We start from the raw sequence: 22,946 nt of genomic DNA on the forward strand, positions 1-22,946 counted from the left end.
CTTTTTTATTGTTCTAGCACAATTTTACCAAGAGGACTACTTTGGCGTAAAGCGTGATGTGCTTGTTGTAAATTATTCTGTGAGAAGGGTAAAACCTCAGCAATTGGGATTTTAATCGTACCTTGCGCAATTAAAGTGAAGAGTTCTTGCAATAAATCCCCTTTTCCAGTCGCAAAACTATTTTGCGCGTCAATTTGATAACGATGTGATAAATCTTCAAGTTGCGCATCGTTGCTGAGGTTCCTAAGCCGTCCACCAGTTTTGAGAATTTTAGCAGATTTAACTGTTGTTTCTCCGCCAATTGAGTCTAATACAGCATCAAAGCCACTTAATGTTTGTTCATAAGCTGTTTTGTAGTCAATGCAGTGTACGGGCCCAAATTGTTCTAAAAAGGCGCTGTTACGGCTATTAGCTGTGGTATAAACATCGGCACCGCGCATGAGTGCGACTTGGATGGCTGTCGTACCAACACTTCCTGTGCCACCTTGAATTAATATTTTTTCGCCGGCTTGAATATCTAAATCACGCGTCATCATTTGATAACCGGTTGCAGCACCTAAGACACTTGCAGCAGCCGTCACATCTGATAGGTTATCTGGAATTTTGGCTAAAGCTGACTGACCGACGGGAACAAATTCAGCATAGGTCTGATGATGACGAGAAGCCGCAACTCTGTCCCCGATTTGAAAATCAGTGACGGCAGCACCAACTGCAACGACTTCTCCTGCCACACTTGAACCTGGAATGAGTGGGAGCTGATCCGCTTCCCCCATGAGTCCCATAACAAATTTAACATCGTAAGGATCCAGTGCGACAGCATGGTTTGCAACCAAAATTTGCTTGGGTTTTAAAGTGGGACGGTCAACACGAGCTGATTGTAGTTCGGTTACGCTGCCAAATTGATTTAAAAGAATGGCGTCCATTGACTAAAACCTCCTTACAATTAATTTTAACTTAATTGTAGTCCATTTTTGGATAGATGCAAATCCAAACTAGCAGAGTCGTGTAGAAAATACTTGTCACAATTAGATTAAAATGATAAAATTCTAATCATTATTTAGGACAGGTTCTATAGAAGAACTAAAAATTATCAGTTGATATAAAAAGGGGATTAGGCGTATGGATAGTAACTCAGGCATGTTGACCAAAATGGGTCGCAAAGAGAATCCACAGAATTATGCAGACAAGGACGGACATTTAAAGCCGGTGCTTGGTCTGAAAGATATGGTCGCTATGGGAGTTGGAACCGTTGTTGGAGCGGGTGTTTTCACCATTCCAGGAATTGTTGCCGCAGACTATGCGGGACCAGCGGTTGTCATTTCATTTATTGTTGCCGCGGTTGTTGCGGGGCTTTCAGCGCTATCCTATTCTGAATTAGCTTCAGCGATGCCCTTTGCGGGTTCAATTTATTCATGGGCGAACGTAATCTTTGGTGAATTTATGGGATGGGTTGCCGGTTGGGCGGTCCTTTCTGAATACTTAATTGCATTGGCATTCGTGTCATCGGCATGGTCCTCGTATTTTCAAGGTTTCATTGGAAGTTTTGGCATTAATATTCCGACAGCTATTTCAGGATCATTTAATCCTGGAACAGGGCAATATATTGACTTATTTGGTGCTTTAGCATTAATTGGTGTTGGATTATTGGTTTTCCGTGGTATGAAAGCGGCGGCCATTGTTGAAAATTGGTTGGTTGTCTTGAAGATTGCCGTAATCGTTTTGTTTATCGTTGTTGGTTTGACAGCGGTCCAAGCAAGTAACTGGGTGCCATTTATTCCAGAGCACGTACCTGGCACAAACTTTGGTGGTGGAATTGGAATTTTGCATGGTGCGTCACAAGTATTCTTTGCATACATTGGTTTTGATACCATTGCAGCAAATTCAGCTGAAGTTAAGAATCCACAAAAGACAATGCCACGTGCGATTATCGGAACGCTAGTAATCGCAACAATCTTGTTTGTTGGTGTTGCTGCTGTATTGACCGGAATGTTCCCATACCATGTCTATAAGGGAAATGCAGAACCTGCTGCTTGGGCGCTTCGTGAAGTTGGACATTACTTTACAGCCAACTTGCTTTCAGTTGTGGCGTTAGTTGGTATGTTTACTGGGTTGATTGCTTTGATGGTTGGAGGATCTCGACTTCTTTATTCATTCGGACGTGATGGTTTGATTTCACGTAAGATGGGTAAGCTTGATAAGAATGGTTTGCCACACAATGCAACTTGGTTGATGTTAGTCGCTTCAGTCGTATTGGGTTCATTGTTCCCAATTGAATTGCTTTCAAACTTGGTTTCTGCAGGTACATTAGTTGCCTTTATTGTTGCCTCATTGGCCGTGCTCGTTTTGCGTCGTCGTAAAGATATTGTTAATACGGGTTACAAGGTGCCAGGATACCCAGTTATTCCGATTTTGGCTGCGTTATCAGCAACAGGTTTGTTCTTAACATTGAATAAGGACGCCTTGATTTTGATGGCTGGTTGGATTGTTATCGGTGTTATTGTGTACTTTGTGTACGGAATTAAGCACAGTTCAAATGATGAAGAAGCAACATCATAAAAAATAGATGAGAGGTTGGGATATAAAATTCCCAACTTCTTTTTTATATGCGATAATAGGTTCTTAACGAAAAGGTTCAGGAGAGTAATGATGTCATGCAACGAATTCTAGTATTAACAACGGGTGGGACAATTGCCTCACATAAAACTGATAACGGATTGGCGCCAGGAATGGCGGATGACGTCTTAATTAGTTATTTTGAAGAACGTCCTGGGGTTGAATTGGCAATTGAAAATGTTGTGAATAAAGATTCAACCAATATGCAACCGGAAGATTGGACGACTTTGGCGCAACGTATAACTGATTATCAAAATGAGTATGATGCTTTCATTATTACGCATGGAACAGATACGATGGGTTATACCGCGGCCGGATTGTCTTATCTCTTGCATGACTTGAAGAAACCTGTTGTTTTAACAGGGTCACAAATACCACTAGGAATGGCTGAGACAGATGCAGTACGTAACTTACATGATGCGCTGACATTTGCAAGTCAAGCGACTGTGCCGGGAGTTTTTGTTGTATTTAATGGATTGGTTATTTTAGGGACTCGTGCGATTAAAACCAAAACAAAAAGTTACGATGCTTTTGAAAGTGTGAATTTCCCTTATATTGCCAGTGTGAGTGATGGTGAATTAGGGCCATTATACGAACCTGAACCAGAGGACGAGTTTGTGGGGCATTCCTTAGAACTGAATACAAATGTGTTTGTTTTAAAAGCCTTCCCAGGGATGGATCCGGATATTTTGGATTATTTAGGGGCACGTGTTGACGGTTTGATTATTGAAAGTTTTGGTAATGGTGGTTTACCATTTGAAAACCGTAATTTAATTCCAGGAATCGAAAAGATGACGAAAGCCGGAATTCCAGTGATTATTACGACCCAAATTTTACAAGAAGGGCAAGATATTTACTTGTATGAAGTTGGTCAGCAAGTGGCAAAAGCTGGTGGTATCACAGTCGGTGATATGAATACTGAGGCGGTCGTTGCAAAATTAATGTGGGTATTGGCGCAAACAAATCAGTTGGATGAGATAAAGATTATGATGCAACAACCAATTGCCCATGATTTAGATTTTATTTAAAAGGAGCGTAACATGGCAGATTTGAAATTTAACATTTTAGAAGAGTTTGGCACGCTTTCAACGAGTAAGAGCGGCTGGGAACTCCAATTGAATTTTGTGCAGTGGGGTGATAATCAGCCTAAATTTGATTTGAGAACATGGTCACCTGACCACAAAAAAATGGGTAAAGGGCTTACTTTGAACCATGATGAACTGGTGAATTTACAAGATGCAATTGAAAAAGTGTTGGCACCAGAACAAGTTGCTGGGAGCCAAGGCCAGGCATCAGTTGTCGTAGAACCAGATGAAAACGACGAAGAAGATGAAAAACCTGCTTGGGGTAAACTAAGTGACATGTAGTTTTTATTAGTAGATATGAAAAGGACCTAGCGCTTAGCGTTAGGTCCTTTTATTTTGTGTATATGGTTGTGGTTTTGACGGTGAACGGCGTCTTTATTGCGAGTGCAAATGAATGAAGATAAGATACAGGCTTAATTGTCTTGGGTGTTAACAAAGTTAGAGTAGCGTACGATAACAACAATCGTAATTGTTGATGGTGTTAAGTTGTTTAAGAATAGTGCTGTTAACTACGATAAATCGCGTGTAAATGATTGTTTTAGCTAAGTGATTTCGATATGATTTGTTTCCACTAACTGATTGCGAGGAATTTGTATGCGTGCACTACTGATTGATACTGAGAATGTGACTTGGAGTGAGCTGCAGATAAGCGCATTTATCGCCGAAATTGAGCAATTTCAAATTAATGTAATTATTTTAAATAACGTTAAACAATATCAGAGTTTGGAGGATATCACAATTTATGCCCACCATCATATCGTGGCTGACGGCATTTCAAAAATATATTCAGATAATATTGGCTATCGCTTGGTGCAAGCATTAGAAAAGATTTGGCAATCCGTATTTTCCACAATTCACCTAACAACGCAAGGGCATCAAGGTCAGGTTATTTTATGTCGGCAACCAATTCTAAAAGTATGGTTTCGTAAATTAACGCCACAAGTAAAATTACTTGTGGTTGAGACAAAAGAATGGGTGATTGCTAGTTTGTCTGCTTGGAATGTCTATCAGATTAAACAAGGCCATGTGGTTGATACGCATGATTTATTACGTGCACAAATTAAACCAGTAATGTTATTGAGTCATTATCGATTGTATCAGGGCTTTGAGCCATATCATTGGTTATCAGGACGCCACATAGGTGCATTAATGAAATGGCCAAATGATATGGATGTCTATTTTGATTATCCAGTTGATTTATTACAAACGCGGTATTGGGATTTGAAAGACTGTCCTGTGGCAGGTGTCCTACTAACGACAGCAGATTAAAAAAGCACATTTGACTGGCAAATGTGCGTGTAAATAAATATTTAGATTATCCGGTCACTAGTTTGGCACCTAGTGAGTTTTTGAAGTGATTGATGGCCCAAGTATGTCCCTCGGGAGAAAAGCTTGCAACAGCATCGGTATGTACCGTCATGTTGTAGTCTAAGTTATAGGCATCAACAGCAGTATGTAACACACAGATATCTGTGCAAACACCACTTAGGTGAATGTCTTTAATGTCACGTGAACGTAAGTAATTATCTAAATTACTATTGGCAAAACTACTGTAGCGATTTTTAGGATAGATATAAACGTTGTCAGCATCCTTATGCTCAGCGACCCAATCTGCGAGTGGTCCATAGTAATCACGACCAGGTGTGTTTTCTAAATTGTGTGGTGGAAAGAGATCTGTTTCAGGGTGATAAGGGTCGTTTAATTCATGTAAGTCGGTTGGTAAAATAACGGCATCACCATGTTGGTAGAAACTATCAGCCAAATTAACAATGCGATTAGCGATTGCTTGGCCGGGTTCACCACAAGTAAGGGCACCGTCATCAGCAACAAAGTCGTTAGTATAATCAATAATGAGTAAGGCTTCCATAGTTAGCTCCTTTTTTATAACGAATGACTTGCGAGTGTTACAGTGGCAAAGGCAATGTCCTTTGCAGCATTGACTTCTGTAATGGCAACTTGCCATGTTTGAATCCGATTTCCAATATGCAAAGGCGTTGCTTTAGCTTGAAGCTGACCTGAGGTCGCAGCATTTAAGTGATGAATTTGTAAATCAACACCTACGGCAACACGGCCTGGTTCAGTTAACGCAGCGTTAGCGCCAATACTTGCAGCGGTTTCGGCGAACATGGCACTAATGCCACCATGCAAAATACCGTACGGCTGCTTGGTTTTATCGGTTATCGGCATCGTGAGAATAACGAGTTCGCTCGAAGCACTTACGGTTGAAATATCAAATAATTCTAATGTATTCATATTTTTCCAATCTATTTTGTATTCTTTGTGCAACGATAAACTAGTTACATTTTACGACAAACAATTTTAAAAAGACAGTAGCCCCTCATATCATGTTAGAATATTAAATAACAAATTGAGCTAGTGATAAAATTAAGCTGAGAATGTACAGGGGGTCTTAATTAATGAGTGAAGTTGAATGGGCAACGGTTAAACCGTATTCTGAAATTTTGTTTGAGCGTACAGGTAAGATTGCAAAGCTTACCATGAATCGTCCAGAGAAGCGTAATGCTTTTACACCAACAACAATTAATGAATTGATTGATGCGTTTAATTATTGTCGTGATGATGCCACAATTGGTGTGATTATCCTAACTGGAGCAGGCGATGAAGCTTTTTCTTCTGGTGGTGATCAATCTGTCCGCGGTAACGGTGGTTATGTCGGACCAGATGAAATTGCGCGTTTGAATGTGTTGGACTTGCAACGCCTAATTCGTGTTATTCCAAAGCCAGTTATTGCCATGGTCAAAGGTTGGTCAGTTGGTGGTGGAAACATCTTACAACTTGTTTGTGATTTGACAGTTGCAGCCGATAATGCCAAGTTTGGTCAAACTGGACCACAAGTTGGATCTTTTGATGCTGGATATGGGTCAGGTTATTTAGCTCGTGTCATTGGACATAAGCGTGCCAAAGAGGTCTGGTTCCTAAATAAATTCTATACAGCAGAAGAAGCGATGGATATGGGATGGATTAACCGTGTCGTACCATTGGCTGAAGTTGAAACAGCAACACTAGAATGGGCCAATGAGATGCTAAAGAAGTCACCAACTGCTTTGCGTTTCATTAAGGCTGCCATGAATGCTGATACAGATGGATTGGCTGGATTGCAACAATTTGCTGGAGATGCAACGATGCTTTATTACACGACGGATGAAGGTAAAGAAGGACGTGATGCTTTCTTAGAAAAGCGTGATCCTGACTTTGATAAGTTTCCTAAATTCCCATAAGACGTCTGAAGCTCCGACCACTTTGGTTGAGGGCTTTTTTATAAGGAGAAATATATGCAGAATTGGTTGACTAAACGAGTTGATTTAACCCCTGAACGGACTGCGATTACTTATGCGGGCCAACAATTATCGTTTTTACAACTATCACAAGCAGTGGAAAAATTAGCGCAGCAATTGGCAAGCAAGTTGGATGATAATCCCAGGGTGGCCATTTTAACCACAAATACGCTTACTGGTTACGAAATGATTTTGGCATTGCAACAGTTAGGGCGTACAGTTGTACTTTTGAACTATCGATTAGCACCGACAGAAATTGCTTATCAATTGAATGATGCAGATGTGACGCAAGTGCTCCAAACAGATAGTTACACCGAGTCTTTGGCAAATGTTCAGCAATTACCTTTTTCAGAAATTACGGCAGCACCGCTGGCACAGGTTGAATTGCAAAGCAATTTTGATTTAGACCAAGTCACGACAATTATGTATACTTCTGGAACGACGGGAAAGCCCAAAGGAGTTGAGCAAACTTTTGGGAATCATTTTTATTCGGCTGTGGGATCGGCTTTGAATCTTGGTTTGAGTGCGGATGATGCGTGGGTTGCGGCGGTGCCAATTTTTCATATTAGTGGTTTGTCGATTATGATGCGTTCCCTTATCTATGGTATGGAGGTTCGATTATATGAACGTTTTGACGTTAAGCAGATTAATGCCGACATCATAAATGGCGAGGTGACAACGATTTCCGTTGTGCCAACGATGCTAAAATCACTATTAAATGAATTACCAGTTGGTGCCACCTATCCCAGTCGCTTTAAGACGATGCTATTGGGTGGCGGCCCATCTGATTTGGCAACGTTGAACAAGGCTCAGCTGGCTGGCGTCGGTGTGGTGCAATCATATGGTATGACTGAAACCGCGTCACAAATTATTGCGCTAGATCCAAAAGATGCTTTGCCTAAAATGGGGTCGGTTGGGAAGGCGTTGTTCCCAGTTGAATTACGTGTGGCGCATATGACGACTGAAGGCGTGGGACGCGTACAGGTGAAGTCACCGACCTTGACAGTTGGCTATCTTAATAAAATGGATAAATATGAAGCTTCGTTTGAAGATGGCTGGTTTGATACTGGTGATATGGGCTATCAAGACGCAGAAGGGTATTTATATTTGGTCGGACGTGAAGGTGATATGATTTCATCGGGTGGTGAAAATGTTTTTCCAAATGAAATTGAGGATGTCTATCAACAATTACCAGAAATAAAAGAAATTTCGGTGATTGGGGTTTCAGACGAACATTGGGGTGCAGTCCCAGTCGCTGTGATTGAATTTAATCAGGGACAACAATTAACACATCAAGCATTAGTTGATTTTGGGCGCCAACATTTAGCGCATTATAAAGTGCCCAAAAACTATTATCGATTGACCAATGATTGGCCTAGAACTGCTAGCGGTAAGATTCAACGTTATTTGCTTCAAGAGAATACCAATCTTGATGACAAAATTCTTTAAAATTTTTGCTATCAGAAAAGTTGGTGTTATAATGTAGGTATTCTAGGAAAGGGGGTGATACGATTTGAGTAATGTAGAAATACAACAAATCGTGTCGCCCTTGTAGAGGAAACAAGGGCGACACGGTCTGTTAATAAACGGATGTGTCTGTGATGGCATGCCACCACAGTCCGGATGCGTTGATTACATGCTAATCAACGCATTTTTTTTAAAGCCTGGATTAAAGTTTTTGATATAAAATAATAACAAATACATACAAGTGAATTAAGAAAAGAAATGAGGCTAGCGATGTCAGGAGATACAATCAAATTACTAGTTGTTGAAGATGATTATGCATTGAACGATACAGTGCGCGATACAATTAAAGAATTAGGCGATGTAACACAGGTACACGATGGCGATGAAGGATTGTTTGAAATCGAATCTGGTGTTTATGATGCAGTCATTTTAGATGTAATGTTACCAGGTGCTGATGGATTTACAATTTTGAAGAAGGCCAAGGAAGAGTATCCAAATCTACCGATTTTGATGTTAACAGCCAAAGGCGAATTGTCTGATAAGATGCAAGGTTTTGATCTAGGTGCTGATGAATATATTACAAAGCCCTTTTATAAGGAAGAGTTGTTGGCTCGACTAAAGACTTTGCTTCGTCATACTGGTGTGCTTGGACAAGATGGTGCACTTGAGGTTGGTAATATTCAAATATTTGTTGACCAACACAAGGTGTTAGTGGATAACAAAGAAGTGAATTTGCAAGGACGTGAATTTGGTCTATTGGTTTATTTGATGCAACACGTTGGTCAAATTGTGACTAAGGATCAAATCTTTGATCGTCTATGGGGCTTTGATTCAGATACTTCCCTTACAGTTGTGGAAGTTTATATGAGTAATTTACGTAAGAACTTACGAAATGCTAATGCTTCAGTGACGATTAAAACACTACGAAATGTGGGTTATACATTATCACCAGTTGAAGAAGCTTAGAGGTTATAGATGATGGGCAAGGATAAACATAGTGCACATAATCCGTCGTATGCGCCCTATCAAACACCAAATTTTGAGAAGATTAAATTACCCAAGCCATTGCAAAAGATTCGTGAGTCATTAACGCAACAAGAAAAAATGACGATTTTAATGGTTGTTGGTTTTACAATTGTGTTTGCTTTCATTAGCTTTTTTGCGGTGAGCCAATTTCGTCAATTGATGTATGAACCATCACAAAGACGTGTTGAACAAACGTTTTCACAGCCAGCAAATCCACGTGATCGAGTTGAACCAGCTCCGGTGATGGACTATACGTCAACGGTGGCTCAAATTATCAAAGTGGATAAAGAAAATGAAATCGTGTTGAAAGAATATAATAATAAATGGTTTTTCTTTCAACGTAAGGGCGATAAACTGGCATACTTGGATGTGACGGATGAACATCAGATTTTGGAACATGTGTCAAAACGTTTGCTGTGGATTTTTGGTTTATCAGAAATTGCCTTGTTGCTGATGGCGATGGCGTTGACGCGTGCCAATATGCGACCAATTATGCGATCGTGGAAACAGCAACGGCGTTTCGTGGCTGATGCCGCGCACGAATTTAAGACGCCGATGACAGTGATTCAGAATGATTTGGAACGTATGCTCGAACAACCACAAGATACCGTGATGGATCAAGTGGAAAATGTTGCGGGTGCTTTAACTGAAGTTCGTCATTTGAATAATTTGATTGGCGATATGTTGACTTTAGCGCAATCAGATGCAGCGGTGCCAATGTTTAGATTTGATGATTTTGATTTATCAGAAATTGCGAATGAAGTTGGAGACATCTTTAAGTTTAGTGCTGAGGAAAAAGGCCAAGAATTGGTTATTGATGTACCAGAAAAGCTAGAAATGTATGGGGATGCACAACGTATTCGTCAGCTAATCATTATTCTGGTTGATAATGCTCAGAAATATGCTGGCCCAGACAGTGTTGTCACGGTTAAAGCTGAGTTAAAAAATAATTCAGTTAAATTGACCATTTCAGATACTGGTTCTGGTGTGACGGATGAGCAAAAGAAGCATCTATTTGATCGCTTTTATCGTGCTGATAAAGCGCGTTCTCGTTCGACAGGTGGCCATGGATTGGGCTTGTCGATTGCCAAGTGGGTTGTTCAGGGGCATCATGGAACAATTCAAGTAGTCGATACTGTTCCACATGGAACAACTTTCAATATTGTGCTACCAAAGACAACAAAAACAAGAAAATAATCTAAAAAAAAGAGTAGCGCGATGAACGCTACTTTTTTAATGATTTGATTTATAAAGAGGGGGAGTCATGATGATTGATATGTGGTCTGATGAAAAAATTCATGAATTCAGAGAAACATTATTAAGTTGGTATGATGCTGATGGGCGCGCAACTTTACCTTGGCGTCAAGATACCAGTCCATATCGGGTTTGGGTATCTGAAATCATGTTACAGCAGACGCAAGTTAACACGGTTATTCCATATTTTGAGCGATTTATGACGCGTTTTCCAACTGTACAAAGTTTAGCGGAAGCACCTGAAGCTGATTTATTAAAAGTTTGGGAAGGCTTGGGTTATTATTCTCGAGTTCGTAATATGCAAAAAGCAGCTCAACAAGTAGTTGGTGATTTTCAGGGTGAGTGGCCTAAAACGATGAAGGAATTGCAAACGTTAAAAGGGATTGGCCCCTATACAGCGGCAGCAATTGCTAGTATTGCTTTTAAAGAACCCGTGGCAGCGATTGACGGGAATGCTTTTCGTGTTTTTTCGCGTTTGTTTAAAATTGATTCAGATATTGCCCAACCAGCTACCCGTAAAGAATTCTTTGAATTGGGAAATAAAATTATCGATCCCGTTCGTCCAGGAGATTTTAATCAAGCAATTATGGACTTAGGTTCTTCCTTTATGACAGCTAAAAACTATGACTCGGAAAATTCACCAGTCAAAGCATTTAATGCTGCTTATTTAGATGGGACTGAATCCTATTATCCAGTAAAATCAAAAGCTAAAAAAGCTAAGCGGGTTAATTATGCGGCCATATTAGTGCAAAATGATGATGACTATTTGTGGGAAAAGCGACCAGAAGATGGGATGCTAGCAAATTTTTGGACAGTGCCATTGGTTAACATCGATGAATTTATTGATGATGCAGATGTGCAGTGGACCGATGATGAAATTAAAATCGCTTTAGAAGGTTATTTATTGAAAAATTATGGCATTTCTGCGTCTCTATCTATGGTAGAAATTAAACCGATTACACATGTTTATACCCATCAAAAATGGTATGTTTCGGTCTTTAGTGCAGTTATTAGTTCAGATACACCATTAAAGCAAGGAAATTGGCGGGATTTTGAGACTTTAATGCAGGATCCACAGCCCAAAATTCAAGAAAAAATTTGGAAAGCCATGCAAATAAAATAACAAATTACAGAATTATGTTTCACATGGAACATAATTCTGTTTTAGTATGATTGCAAGTATTGATAAGATAGGCATTTTGCGCTATTCTTTTATTATTGGAATCAGTTTGGAGAAATATAATGAACCCTGAAGAATTTGCGGCGGCTTTACGTGAGAATGAGATTGTCTTAGATGAACAGCAATTGGACCAATTTAATAAATATTATGAGCGCTTGGTTGCCGTAAATGAGCACATGAATTTAACGGCAATCACAGATCGAGATGAAGTGTATTTGAAGCATTTCTATGATTCACTCACACTGGCTTTAGCCTATCCAAAACTACAGAGTGAACCATTGAAAATGATCGATGTTGGAGCAGGAGCTGGTTTTCCTTCTCTACCATTGAAAATTGTTTTCCCACAATTAGAGATTACAATTATTGATTCATTAAATAAGCGAATTAAATTTTTGCAAGAATTAGTATCAGAGTTAGGCTTAGAAGGCGTTAAAGTTGTACATGCACGTGCTGAAGAGTTTGGTGGGAAAAAGAGTCCAGACCGTGAGCAATATGATGTTGCAACTGCCCGAGCTTTGGCCCGCTTGAATGTATTGGGTGAACTGACTTTGCCTTTTGTTAAGGAACAAGGGGTGTTATTAGCCATGAAGGGTAGTCAGGCCCAAGATGAAGTTGCCCAAGCGAGCGGTGCGATTAATACATTGGGTGGCAAGCTACAACAAGAAATTGATGTCACTTTGCCTAATGGTGATCCACGCACTGTTATTATTATCGAAAAAGTTAAACCAACACCAAAGAGATATCCTCGTAAGCCAGGGGATCCGGTAAGAAAGCCACTATAGACGAAAGGAAGATTTGATGGGACACGTTATTGCATTAGCAAATCAAAAAGGTGGAGTCGGCAAAACGACAACCACAGTTAATCTAGGGGCGTCATTGGCGACCTTAGGTAAGAAGGTCTTACTCATTGATACTGATGCGCAAGGAAATGCGACTTCAGGGTCAGGGATTCAAAAGTCGACGATTGAACGTGATGTATATGATGTCCTTGTGAACGAAATGCCAATCAAGGAAGCAATTCTACCCACTGCACATCCAGATATGGATATTGTGCCAGCAACGATTCGTCTAGCTGGAGCTGAACTAGAATTAGCACCAGTGATGGCTCGTGAATTGCGTTTGAAGCAGGCCGTTGATAAGGTGCGAGAAGAATACGATTATATTTTAATCGATAATCCACCTTCGTTAGGACTTGTTACCATCAATACTTTCTCAGCTGCTGATTCAATTTTGATCCCAGTTCAAGCTGAATATTACGCGCTAGAAGGTTTAGGGCAATTGATGAATAACATGCAATTGGTTGAACAACATTTTAATCCTGATTTAGAAGTTGAAGGTGTTTTGTTGACGATGGTTGATACGCGAACTAACTTAGCAAATGAAGTTGTTGAAAGTGTTCGTGAATATTTTGGTAGTGAAGTCTATCAAACAACCATTCCACGTAATGTTCGTTTATCAGAGGCGCCTTCACATGGTTTGCCAATTATTGATTACGATAATAAATCACGTGGTGCTGAAGTCTATCTTGAATTGGCAAAGGAGGTCTTGGCAGCACATGGCGACAAATAAGAAGAAGTCTATTCTAGGAAATGGCGGTGGTTTGGGCGCTTTATTTGCGGATCAAGGGTTAGATACCACTGTTTCAAATGAAGATACAGTCCGTGAATTAGCGCCAGACACGATTATTGCTAATCCGTTCCAGCCACGCCATATTTTTAATGAAGATGCCTTGCAGGACTTGGCCGCTTCTATTAAAGAAAATGGTGTCTTGCAACCCATTATTGTGCGTCACAGTCCCAAGGATAGCCAAAAGTATGAAATTCTGGCTGGCGAACGTCGTTGGCGGGCTGCGCAATTAGCTGGTTTGGCAGAAATTCCAGCGATTGTCCGTAAATTTAATGATGACCAAATGTTGCAAGCGTCGATTTTGGAAAATTTGCAGCGTGAAGATTTGACGCCCTTGGAAGAAGCGCAAGCATATCGCGATATGATGACGGCTTTGAACCTAACGCAAGAGCAAGTTGCGAAGCGTCTAGGTAAGGCCCGTTCAGCAGTGGCCAATCTTTTGCGTTTGCTTAATTTACCTGATGAAGTTAAGCAGATGGTGAATGATGGCGAGCTATCGATGGGCCAAGCCCGAACGTTGTTAGGGCTTCACAATAAGCGTCGAATTACGCCAGTTGCAAAGCGCGTTGTTCGCGAAGGGATGACCGTTCGCCAAGTTGAGCAATTAGTAAATAAGCTTAATGAGCAGGGTGAATTAAATGCAAAACCGCAAGAACAATCAGCTTATGTCACGGAAACACAGACGGCATTAGAAGAAAAGTTTGGTACAAAGGTCAATGTGACGCGTAACCGTAAAGGTGCCGGTAAAATTGAAATCTCATATTTATCGGACGAGGATTTAAATCGAATTTTTGAAGTACTAGATATTTCTTTCGACTAAATTAGAGGAGCAAAGGCATGTACGAATTACATGATATTGTGGAAATGCGTAAAGGACACCCATGCGGTAAGAACGAGTGGGAAATTGTGCGCATAGGAGCAGATATGAAGCTTGTCTGTCAAGGCTGCCAGCACCAAGTAACCATGTCACGCCACGATTTTGATAAGCGCTTTAAGCGCGTTTTGAAAAAAGCAGCCGAGTAAAGATATAGAATAAGGGGAATTTAAAAATGGCTTTAACAGCAGGGATTGTTGGACTGCCCAACGTTGGGAAATCAACTTTATTTAACGCAATTACTAAAGCAGGGGCAGAAATGGCGAACTACCCATTCGCAACGATTGAGCCTAATGTTGGTATGGTTGAAGTGCCAGACGCACGTTTGGATCGCATTCAAGAATTAGTACCAGCTGATAAGTTGGTACCAACAACTTTTGAATTTACAGATATTGCTGGAATTGTTAAAGGGGCTTCACAAGGTGAAGGACTTGGAAACAAATTCTTGGAAAACATTCGTCAAATGAATGCCATTGTGCACGTTGTTCGTGCCTTTGACGATGATGACATTACACACGTTTCAGGTGTTGTGGATCCAATTGCGGACATTGAAACAATTAATACAGAATTAGTTTTGGCTGATTTGGAAGCTGTTGACAAGCGTTACGCGAAGGTCGAAAAGATGGCTAAGTCAGCGAAGGATAAAGACGCAATTGCTGAATATGAAGTGTTAGAAAAGTTGAAGCCAGCGCTTGAAGCCGGTCAACCCGCACGTTCAATTGAGTGGAACGAAGAAGAGCAAAAGATTGTTCAAGGTTTGTTCTTGCTTACATCAAAGCCAGTCTTGTACGTAGCGAATGTTGCTGAAGATGATATGGCTGACCCAACTGTTGGTGACTACTACAAGCAAGTTGCTGAATATGCGGAAAAAGACCATGCTGAAATTATTGGAATTTCAGCACGAGCAGAAGAAGAAATCGCTGAAATGGATGATGAAGACAAGCAAGAATTCATGGAATTGCAAGGAATTACTGAGCCTGGTTTGAATCGTTTGATTCGTACGGCTTATCACTTGCTAGACTTGCGTACATTCTTTACTGCCGGTGGTAAGGAAACGCGTGCTTGGACGTTTAAGGCTGGTATGAAAGCCCCAGAAACAGCTGGTGTTATTCATTCAGACTTTGAGCGTGGATTTATTCGTGCCGAGACTGTTGCCTTTGATGATTTGGATCAATTTGGATCAATGAAGGCCGTTAAGGAAGCCGGTAAGCGTCGTTCAGAAGGTAAGGAATACGTTGTCCAAGATGGGGACATCATGGAATTCCTATTTAATGTATAATTGGAGAAACTAATGGTAGAAAATAATACAGAAGAACAAGCCATTCCAAAGTTGAAGAATCGCGATCAACTAGCGGAAAGTGGTTTATCAAAGCGTAATCAAGACTTTATGTGGCAAGTCCAAAGTTTGGCATCTGCCGATCAAGTTAATACAGGGATGGTTGCTGATATTGAAGCCCAATTGTTAGCCGGGCAAAAGACAGGTCAAACTGCCAAGCAAATTTATGGCACACCTAAGCAAGCATTGGGCCAAGAAATTAAAGAAGTTCAACAAGGCCAGAGCCAAGGCGTAAATTATGCTGCGAATGGATTTTGGAACATTGCGATCGATAATACTTTCGTGTTCTTGATGATGTTTAGTTTGATGTTTGGTGTTATGTTGATGTTTAGCTCAGAGCAAATCGTTTCTGAGGGTGCACAAGCTGGTTCATTAGGAATTACAGCATTGATTTTGACGGCCGTTAGTGGTGGTGGACTATTTGCTGCTTGGACGTTGTTGATGGCACCAGCAAAAAATGGACAAAAGACAAGTATTTGGTTACGAATCTTGGGATCACTTTTGATTTTTGCCACATGGTTTATTTTGTACATGGCATTCGGACTAATCATTCCATCAGTTATTAATCCAATTCTACCAGGCTGGATTTATTTGATTGTTGCCGGAACGTCTTTCATTGGTTTCCAATGGTGGCGTCGTAAGACTGGTATGCAAGGTGGTTTCTTGGGTGGAGCAAATCGTAAGTAAGATTGCACCTATCTAAGTCGTTTAAAGACAAAGAATCGGGGTATACGATGAAAATATTGATTGTTGATGATGATCATGAAATTTCAGAATTGCTTGAAATTTATGTAAAAAATGAAGGTTATGAGCCGATGACGGCTGATAATGGAAAAGATGCATTGAAGAAATTACGTACAAATCCGGATGTTGGGTTGGTTATTTTAGACATTATGATGCCTGAAATGGATGGAACCGAAGTGGTTAAGGAAATTCGTAAGGATAATCCGATTCCAATTTTGTTATTATCAGCTAAGTCAGGTGCCATGGATAAAATCCAAGGCTTGATTCAAGGTGCTGACGATTACGTTACCAAGCCATTTAATCCATTAGAAGTGATGGCACGTGTGCGTGCTTTGCTTCGCCGTTCTCAAAATGGCATGCAACAAGAAGCGCCTGAAATTTTAGATATTGGGCCTTTGACGATTAACAAGGATAGCCATGAAGTTAAGACAGCCGATGGTGTTGAAGTTAATTTGACAGCCTTAGAATTCGGAATCTTATATTTGTTGGCTTCACATCCAAATCGTGTCTTCAGTGCTGATGATATTTTCGAACGTGTTTGGCAACAAGAATCAGTTGTTTCAGCTAAAACGGTTATGGTGCACGTATCGCACTTACGTGATAAGTTGGAAGAAGCGACTGGTGGTAATCAAGTTGTCCAAACTGTTTGGGGTGTTGGATACAAGATTGAAGTCTTATAAGATTGAAGGAATTAGGGATGAAACAAAATACTTTAGAATGGCTTGTATTTAGCATTAAAAGTGTCGTTTCGGCCCTATTTTTTGTTTTCGCGTTTGGTGGGGCTGCCACATTATTTCAATTGCTTAAGCATCATATGCTTGATGCTAGTTTGCTGTATGCCTTTTGGAATGAGCAAACCGTGGTTGCCGTAATTGTTGGGATTGTGTTGGCCGGCGGATGGTTATTGAGTGTACGTTACTTTTATACACAATTACAATTAACAACGTTGACGCAAGCCGTAGAAGATTTGCAGACGCAATTGACGGATTCAAAAAATAGTGATGCAGGAACGACTTTAACAGCAATGCATCTAGGACGGCGTTTAAATCCATTGGCAACAAGTGTGAATGATTTATATGTTGCAGCACAAAGTGCAATGGAAGAAGAACGCGATATTGAACGTTCAAAAGATGAAATGATTACCAATGTGTCGCATGATTTGCGGACACCGTTGACTTCGATTTTGGGTTATTTAGGATTGATTGTGAACGATACAGAGCATCATTTAAGTGTCGATGATACTCAAAAATATGCCGAAACAGCCTTTGGCAAAGCGCAACAAATGAAATTACTTGTTGAAGATTTGTTTGATTACACGCAGGTCCGTCAAGTTGATTTCAAATTGCGTTGGGCACCCTTGGATTTGGCAGCATTGTTGCAACAATTGGCAGTCTCTTATGAACTTGAAGGTAAACAAAAGAAGGTTGTTATTTCTGCAGTAACGAATCCGGATTCAATTGAGATGATGGGTGATCCAGACCAGTTGGCTCGCGTCTTTATGAATTTGATTAGCAATGCGTTGAAGTATGGTAAAGGGGCGACCTTTATCCGTTTGTCATCAAAGATGATGAAAGAACGTAATCTAGTTGAAGTCCGTGTGACCAATAACGGGGAACCTGTGCCGGAAGAATCTGTTGATCGCCTATTTGATCGCTTTTACCGCGTGGAAGGGTCTCGTAATACCGGAACTGGTGGAACTGGTTTAGGTTTGGCTATCGTGCATAGTGTTATTGAAGCCCATGGTGGTACGATTCGTGTGAGTTCTGATGAAGAATTAACGAGTTTTATTATTCAATTACCATTGAATATTCAAGATGATGATGATGATGTCTAAAATAAAAAACATGCGTGTAAACGCATGTTTTTTATTTTGATTGAATTTTCTTGATAATCCCGTATACTTGGGAATATCGTTTCAAAAAGTAAGGAGGAGGTGAGCATATGAAAGAATTTATGGATTTGGATCGTAATATCAAATTACGAGCCTTAACTGTTTTTCTAACCGTATTATTGGGAAGCTCAATTGGGCCGAACATGACCATTTATTATGTGCAACATTTTGGTTCGTTTTGGACTGGGATTTTACTCATTATTGTGTCAATTGTTGGGCTGATGTTTGGCTTATACGGGGGGCATATCTCTGACGTGATTGGCCGTAAACGCACAATTGAATATGGTCAGATTGCGATGTTTGTTGGCTATGGCGTGGCCATGTTTAATAACACGCCTTGGTATGTGAATCCGTATGTGACTTTTATTGGTTTCTTGCTAGCCATGGTCGGTTCATCGTTGGCTGATCCGGCGGAACAAGCCATGATGATTGATTCATCAACGCCTGAAAACCGCCGATTTGTCTTCTCGCTAATTTATTGGATTCTAAACATTGGGGTGATGATTGGTGCAGCAATTGGTGGTTGGTTCTTCCGTGATTATTTGTTTGAATTGCTATTATTTATGACAATTGTGCCCGTTATTAATTACTGCATTGTTCGCTTTGGAATGACTGAAACACTGATTCGTTCTGAAAACGTTCAAACCACGTCAATTATGAGTGCCCTTAAAAGTTATTGGGCGGTGCTCAGTGATCATCGTTACTTTACCTTTGCAATGGGGTCTGTCCTTGCGTCTGTGATTTATTTGCAACCAGATTACTATTTGGCAGCGCATTTGTCGCAGACCTTTAATGACTATTCGCTTTGGGGGATGGAAATTTACGGACAACGGATGCTATCACTTATGTTAGTGATGAATACCATCTTAATTATCGCGACAATGGGCTTTGTGACTAAAGCAACCGCAAAGTGGAATCTTGTGCGGGCCATGGCATTAGGTTTGTTCTTGCAGGGTGGTGGCTTTGCGCTATCATTCTTGCTTCAAGATTTTTGGCCTTTGGTCGTCACAACCATCATCTTCACAACTGGTGAAATGATTAGTGTGCCGGCTAGCCAGACCTTGCGTGCAGATATGATGAATCCTGATAAAATCGGCGCGTATTCAGGGGTCTTCGCCGTTACGCGTCCTTTGGGTTCTGTGATTGCCGGAGCTTTTGTGTCAATTTCAGTTGTTCTTGGTAACTACGGCATTGCCGCCTTGTTGATGGTCCTTGTGTTTGTCGCAATTTACTTAATTGCCCGTGCAACCCATATGACAGCGCCTTTTTAAAAAATAAACGACGTGCTTCGGCACGTCTTTTTGCATGTGTCGATGTAAGATGCGGCAAAAGCAGATTGAACGTCAATTTGATGAAGAAGACTAAAAAAAGCATCGCAACTTTGAAGTTGCGATGCTTTTTAGCATGTTAGACGAGTGCTTAACGCACACCTGACATTAATTTATTAATCTTTGGCACCATGAAGACAAGAATAATTCCAAGAATTACTGATGCGATACCAAACATAAAGAAGTAACCAACTTCATTGGCTGGGTTATATAAACGAACTAATTGTGCGTTTAAGGCTGAACCAGCTGATGAAGATAGGAACCACATTGACATCATTTGTGACATAAAGGCGTGTGGTGCTAACTTGGTTGTAACAGAAAGTCCAACCGGTGAAATTAGCATTTCACCAATAATAACAAGGGCCCATGAGCCAACTAGCCATAATGGTGATACCTTAAGGTCAGTTCCCCAGATGTAACCAGGAATTGACATCAATAAGAATGAAGCTCCGGCAAACATCAAACCAACTGAGAACTTAAGTGGTGCAGAAGGTTGACGCTTACCCCAGGCCGTCCACAACCATGCAAAGAATGGTGTGTACAACATGATGAAGAATGGGTTCATTGATTGGAACATTGAAGGCTTGAACCATGATAACCATGCAGGTAAGTTAGCGTAGTTAACACGGTCAGCAGCAAATGTAGCCAAGACAATTGAACCTTGTTCTTCAATCGCCCAGAATAACACAGCAGCCAAGAACAAAGGAATATAGGCGAACACACGTGAACGCTCTAATGATGTAACCTTTGGACTTGTTGTCATAATGACGAAATATGAAATTGGTAATAGAACGGCAACAACAGTTAACAAGTTAATGTAGTTATCGATGCTATTCCAACCCATCAAGTTCATCAAGACAATCACTAGACTGAAGGCAACAAGGACAAAGACGACTTTGAAAACCAAAGGACGAATTTCTTCTTGTTGGATTGGGTCTGGAGCGTAGAGTGTTTCATCTGATAAGTCTTTTTGACCAAAGTGGAATTGGATTAATCCAAAGAACATTCCAATGGCAGCTAGTGAGAATCCGGCGTGGAAACCAAAGCTTGTTTGCGTCCAACCAACCAACATTGGCGCAAGGAATGAACCTAAGTTAATTCCGAAAACGAAGATTGAGAATCCAGAATCACGTCGTGGATCATCAGCCTTGTAAAGAGAACCAACCATTGATGAGACATTAGGCTTTAGCAAACCAGTTCCAACAATCAAGAAGAACATGGCACCAAAGAGGGCAGGTGTACCACCAGGTAAGGCCAACACGATGTGTCCCACCATGATAAGCACTCCACCCCAGAAGACTGTCCGTCGCTCACCCAAGATACGATCGGCAATGAAGCCTCCTAATGCGCCAGCAAGATATACCATTGATACATAAATGGCCATAATTGATGCAGCTGTTGCACGGTCAACGTGCAATTGCCCAGCTGAGATTAAGTACCACATGTAGAATAGTAAGATCGCCTTCATACCGTAGAAGCTAAAACGCTCCCACATTTCGGTCATGAAAAGCGTTCTAAGACCACGCGGTTGACCAAAGAAAGCAGTTTCTTTCTTTTGGTCTTCCGGAGTCTTGTTTTCAGCAGAATCCATGATATAGAAAACCTCTCCAAACTATTTAATTTTAAAATTATGCTTACTCCCAATTGTGTGGAAATACACATGTATCAAGTTTATAGTAAAAACATGTAAACTACAAGCAAAATATTGCAGGTGTATGCTTAGTAGCATGGGCGTTATGCAGTCAAAATTTAGACCGTGAAAACAAGGCTAAGTAAGGAGTTGAGTGGTTTTTCGCCGTTTAATGTTTACTTGATACAATGACGTAAAACGGTTTATTTTTAAGAAAAAAAGCATGGTTAGTCATGAAAAATGATAGATGCCTTTATCAAGCTCGAAGCACATTCGGATTTCTAAAGTGAGTTGCGTGACGGCTTGAACGATTTGGGTTTATACTATGAAGTAATTCATAAGAAGGGCGGAAAATGATTATGACTGAAGCTGAATTTCTACAATTAGCACTAGCAGATAATGGTGAATTAAAAATTATTTTGAAAGGCGAAATTGATGAAACGAGTGGTGAAAAGGTCGGTGTAGTTGCCGTGGTCTTTATTACCCGTGATGTCGTACGTGCTAAAGAACAATATGAAATTTTGAATAACGGCAAAGCAGAAACAGATTATTTTATGCTTTATAGCTGTCCCGAAGATGTTGATTTAACAACGCTAGGTCATTACCCATCCTTGGAAATTTCACGTGAAGATTTAATGTAAAAGAGGTTAGGGGCAATGGTGAAAATTGCAGCAAGTAGTGACAATCATTTGGATGTGAACCGACAAGATATTGATGAAGTCTTGGCGTATCAAGCGCAGGTTTTGAATGCGGGAGGCTTTGATTATTATTTAATTGTTGGTGATTTATTTAACGATTTTCGCAAGACGATTGATTTTGTTGAACGCTTGCAAAGCCAACTTGACGACACAATTGTTTATTTCGTTGCGGGAAATCATGACATGGGGCGACAGGTAACGGAAACGGAATTAGAAAATTTGGTGCATCCAAATTATTTACACAATCAATTTGTGGATATTCCGGGAACCGATTGGCGTTTAATTGGACTGAATGGTTGGTATGACTATGGTTTTGCCCCTGAATTACCGGTTGAAGAGGCTGAAAAATTTCATCATGGTCGATTTTTTGACCGCATGATTGACCAAAGTGATACTGATTTTGAACGATATCAGCGGAGTTACGAACAATTGTCTGCGCAATTAGCAAAGGGACAAGCAGCCCGAAAGCAGATGCTTGTCATGACACATTTTGTGCCGATTGGCGATGATTTATTACCAAACATTGCGCAGCCGCGAGAACTTGTGAATGCGATGATGGGATCACCACGGACGGGTGAATTGTTAGAACAAACGCCGGATGTGCGACATGTTTTGTTTGGACATGCGCATATCAAAGCGCCGGTCCGCCAACATGGACAGGTGCTTTATGACAATGTGAGTGTGGGCGTGGGACGACGAAATGATTGGCTTGCACCGACTTTTTTACCAAGTTGGGAAAAAAGATTAAAGAAAATTACGATATAACCTTGACCTGGGAGGAAATATCCTGTATATTATTTATCTGTTGAGGCGCAATAATAATTGTTAGCCAAACACATATTGGGGGTTTAGCGAAGTCTGGTTAAACGCGGTGGACTGTAAATCCATTCCTTCGGGT

The 22,946-nt window shown here is 40.6% G+C and carries 24 protein-coding genes; 20 read left to right on the plus strand and 4 right to left on the minus strand.

What is annotated here, in order from left to right; translation table 11 throughout:
* Positions 1-5 precede the first annotated feature (5 nt).
* Entirely contained in the window at positions 6-923 is a 918-nt protein-coding gene (locus IV67_RS07875) for an NADP-dependent oxidoreductase (RefSeq protein WP_057788780.1), read from the minus strand.
* Between the two features lie 196 nt (positions 924-1,119).
* Here IV67_RS07875 and IV67_RS07880 point away from each other — a divergent pair, with 196 nt between their 5' ends.
* From IV67_RS07880 to IV67_RS07895, 4 genes are all read left to right on the plus strand, one after another.
* Entirely contained in the window at positions 1,120-2,556 is a 1,437-nt protein-coding gene (locus IV67_RS07880) for an APC family permease (protein ID WP_057788782.1), read from the plus strand.
* 95 nt (positions 2,557-2,651) lie between these two features.
* Positions 2,652-3,641 carry an asparaginase gene (locus tag IV67_RS07885; protein ID WP_057788784.1) on the plus strand — a complete coding sequence of 330 codons (990 nt, stop codon included), beginning with the start codon at positions 2,652-2,654 and terminating at the stop codon, positions 3,639-3,641.
* Positions 3,642-3,653: 12 nt separating this feature from the next.
* Positions 3,654-3,980, plus strand: coding sequence for a YdbC family protein (locus tag IV67_RS07890; RefSeq protein WP_057788787.1), 327 nt, complete (start codon positions 3,654-3,656; stop codon positions 3,978-3,980).
* A 312-nt stretch (positions 3,981-4,292) separates the two neighbouring features.
* Positions 4,293-4,967 (plus strand): hypothetical protein, encoded by a 675-nt coding sequence (locus tag IV67_RS07895; protein ID WP_057788788.1) that lies wholly within the window; start codon positions 4,293-4,295, stop codon positions 4,965-4,967.
* 46 nt (positions 4,968-5,013) lie between these two features.
* On the opposite strand, the gene IV67_RS07900 is transcribed toward IV67_RS07895, so the two are convergent.
* Positions 5,014-5,565 carry a cysteine hydrolase family protein gene (locus tag IV67_RS07900; RefSeq protein WP_057788790.1) on the minus strand — a complete coding sequence of 184 codons (552 nt, stop codon included), beginning with the start codon at positions 5,563-5,565 and terminating at the stop codon, positions 5,014-5,016.
* 14 nt (positions 5,566-5,579) lie between these two features.
* A complete protein-coding gene (locus IV67_RS07905) occupies positions 5,580-5,951 on the minus strand; it encodes a PaaI family thioesterase (RefSeq protein ID WP_057788792.1) in 372 nt (123 codons plus the stop codon).
* Positions 5,952-6,115: 164 nt separating this feature from the next.
* On the opposite strand from IV67_RS07905, the gene menB reads away from it, so the two are divergent.
* The 14 genes from menB to IV67_RS07975 all read left to right on the plus strand — a co-directional run bounded on the left by menB (position 6,116) and on the right by IV67_RS07975 (position 19,663).
* Positions 6,116-6,937 (plus strand): 1,4-dihydroxy-2-naphthoyl-CoA synthase, encoded by an 822-nt coding sequence (gene menB, locus IV67_RS07910; protein ID WP_057788794.1) that lies wholly within the window; start codon positions 6,116-6,118, stop codon positions 6,935-6,937.
* Positions 6,938-6,991: 54 nt separating this feature from the next.
* Positions 6,992-8,443, plus strand: coding sequence for an o-succinylbenzoate--CoA ligase (locus IV67_RS07915; protein WP_057788796.1), 1,452 nt, complete (start codon positions 6,992-6,994; stop codon positions 8,441-8,443).
* A 288-nt stretch (positions 8,444-8,731) separates the two neighbouring features.
* A complete protein-coding gene (locus IV67_RS07920; protein ID WP_057788798.1) occupies positions 8,732-9,427 on the plus strand; it encodes a response regulator transcription factor in 696 nt (231 codons plus the stop codon).
* Between the two features lie 9 nt (positions 9,428-9,436).
* Positions 9,437-10,684 (plus strand): sensor histidine kinase, encoded by a 1,248-nt coding sequence (locus IV67_RS07925; protein ID WP_083486713.1) that lies wholly within the window; start codon positions 9,437-9,439, stop codon positions 10,682-10,684.
* 70 nt (positions 10,685-10,754) lie between these two features.
* Entirely contained in the window at positions 10,755-11,864 is a 1,110-nt protein-coding gene (gene mutY / locus IV67_RS07930; RefSeq protein ID WP_057788800.1) for an A/G-specific adenine glycosylase, read from the plus strand.
* A 119-nt stretch (positions 11,865-11,983) separates the two neighbouring features.
* The gene (gene rsmG / locus IV67_RS07935; RefSeq protein ID WP_057788802.1) at positions 11,984-12,703 is read left to right on the plus strand and encodes a 16S rRNA (guanine(527)-N(7))-methyltransferase RsmG; all 720 of its coding nucleotides are present in this window, start codon (positions 11,984-11,986) and stop codon (positions 12,701-12,703) included.
* 16 nt (positions 12,704-12,719) lie between these two features.
* On the plus strand, positions 12,720-13,490 hold the full coding sequence (locus tag IV67_RS07940) for a ParA family protein (RefSeq protein WP_057788804.1): 771 nt from the start codon (positions 12,720-12,722) through the stop codon (positions 13,488-13,490).
* Complete coding sequence (locus IV67_RS07945; protein ID WP_057788806.1) at positions 13,477-14,367, plus strand: ParB/RepB/Spo0J family partition protein; 891 nt, start codon at positions 13,477-13,479, stop codon at positions 14,365-14,367. Before IV67_RS07940 ends, IV67_RS07945 begins: the two co-directional genes overlap by 14 nt.
* A 17-nt stretch (positions 14,368-14,384) precedes the next feature.
* Complete coding sequence (locus IV67_RS07950; protein ID WP_057788808.1) at positions 14,385-14,570, plus strand: DUF951 domain-containing protein; 186 nt, start codon at positions 14,385-14,387, stop codon at positions 14,568-14,570.
* A gap of 26 nt (positions 14,571-14,596) precedes the next feature.
* Positions 14,597-15,700 carry a redox-regulated ATPase YchF gene (gene ychF, locus IV67_RS07955; protein ID WP_057788810.1) on the plus strand — a complete coding sequence of 368 codons (1,104 nt, stop codon included), beginning with the start codon at positions 14,597-14,599 and terminating at the stop codon, positions 15,698-15,700.
* A 12-nt stretch (positions 15,701-15,712) separates the two neighbouring features.
* A complete protein-coding gene (locus tag IV67_RS07960; protein WP_057788812.1) occupies positions 15,713-16,444 on the plus strand; it encodes a DUF1129 family protein in 732 nt (243 codons plus the stop codon).
* A gap of 47 nt (positions 16,445-16,491) precedes the next feature.
* Positions 16,492-17,181, plus strand: a complete 690-nt coding sequence (locus IV67_RS07965; RefSeq protein ID WP_057788814.1) for a response regulator transcription factor — start codon at positions 16,492-16,494, stop codon at positions 17,179-17,181.
* A 17-nt stretch (positions 17,182-17,198) separates the two neighbouring features.
* Positions 17,199-18,335 carry a sensor histidine kinase gene (locus IV67_RS07970; RefSeq protein ID WP_057788816.1) on the plus strand — a complete coding sequence of 379 codons (1,137 nt, stop codon included), beginning with the start codon at positions 17,199-17,201 and terminating at the stop codon, positions 18,333-18,335.
* A gap of 107 nt (positions 18,336-18,442) precedes the next feature.
* Complete coding sequence (locus IV67_RS07975; protein ID WP_057788818.1) at positions 18,443-19,663, plus strand: MDR family MFS transporter; 1,221 nt, start codon at positions 18,443-18,445, stop codon at positions 19,661-19,663.
* A 148-nt stretch (positions 19,664-19,811) separates the two neighbouring features.
* Here IV67_RS07975 and IV67_RS07980 read toward each other — a convergent pair whose 3' ends face one another.
* A complete protein-coding gene (locus tag IV67_RS07980; protein ID WP_057788820.1) occupies positions 19,812-21,311 on the minus strand; it encodes a peptide MFS transporter in 1,500 nt (499 codons plus the stop codon).
* A gap of 392 nt (positions 21,312-21,703) precedes the next feature.
* On the opposite strand from IV67_RS07980, the gene IV67_RS07985 reads away from it, so the two are divergent.
* Positions 21,704-21,991 carry a hypothetical protein gene (locus tag IV67_RS07985; protein ID WP_057788822.1) on the plus strand — a complete coding sequence of 96 codons (288 nt, stop codon included), beginning with the start codon at positions 21,704-21,706 and terminating at the stop codon, positions 21,989-21,991.
* 15 nt (positions 21,992-22,006) lie between these two features.
* Positions 22,007-22,813 (plus strand): metallophosphoesterase, encoded by an 807-nt coding sequence (locus IV67_RS07990; RefSeq protein WP_057788824.1) that lies wholly within the window; start codon positions 22,007-22,009, stop codon positions 22,811-22,813.
* The last annotated feature ends 133 nt before the right edge of the window (positions 22,814-22,946 follow it).

Source organism: Weissella minor (assembly GCF_001437425.1).
GTDB classification, from domain to species: Bacteria; Bacillota; Bacilli; order Lactobacillales; family Lactobacillaceae; genus Weissella; species Weissella minor.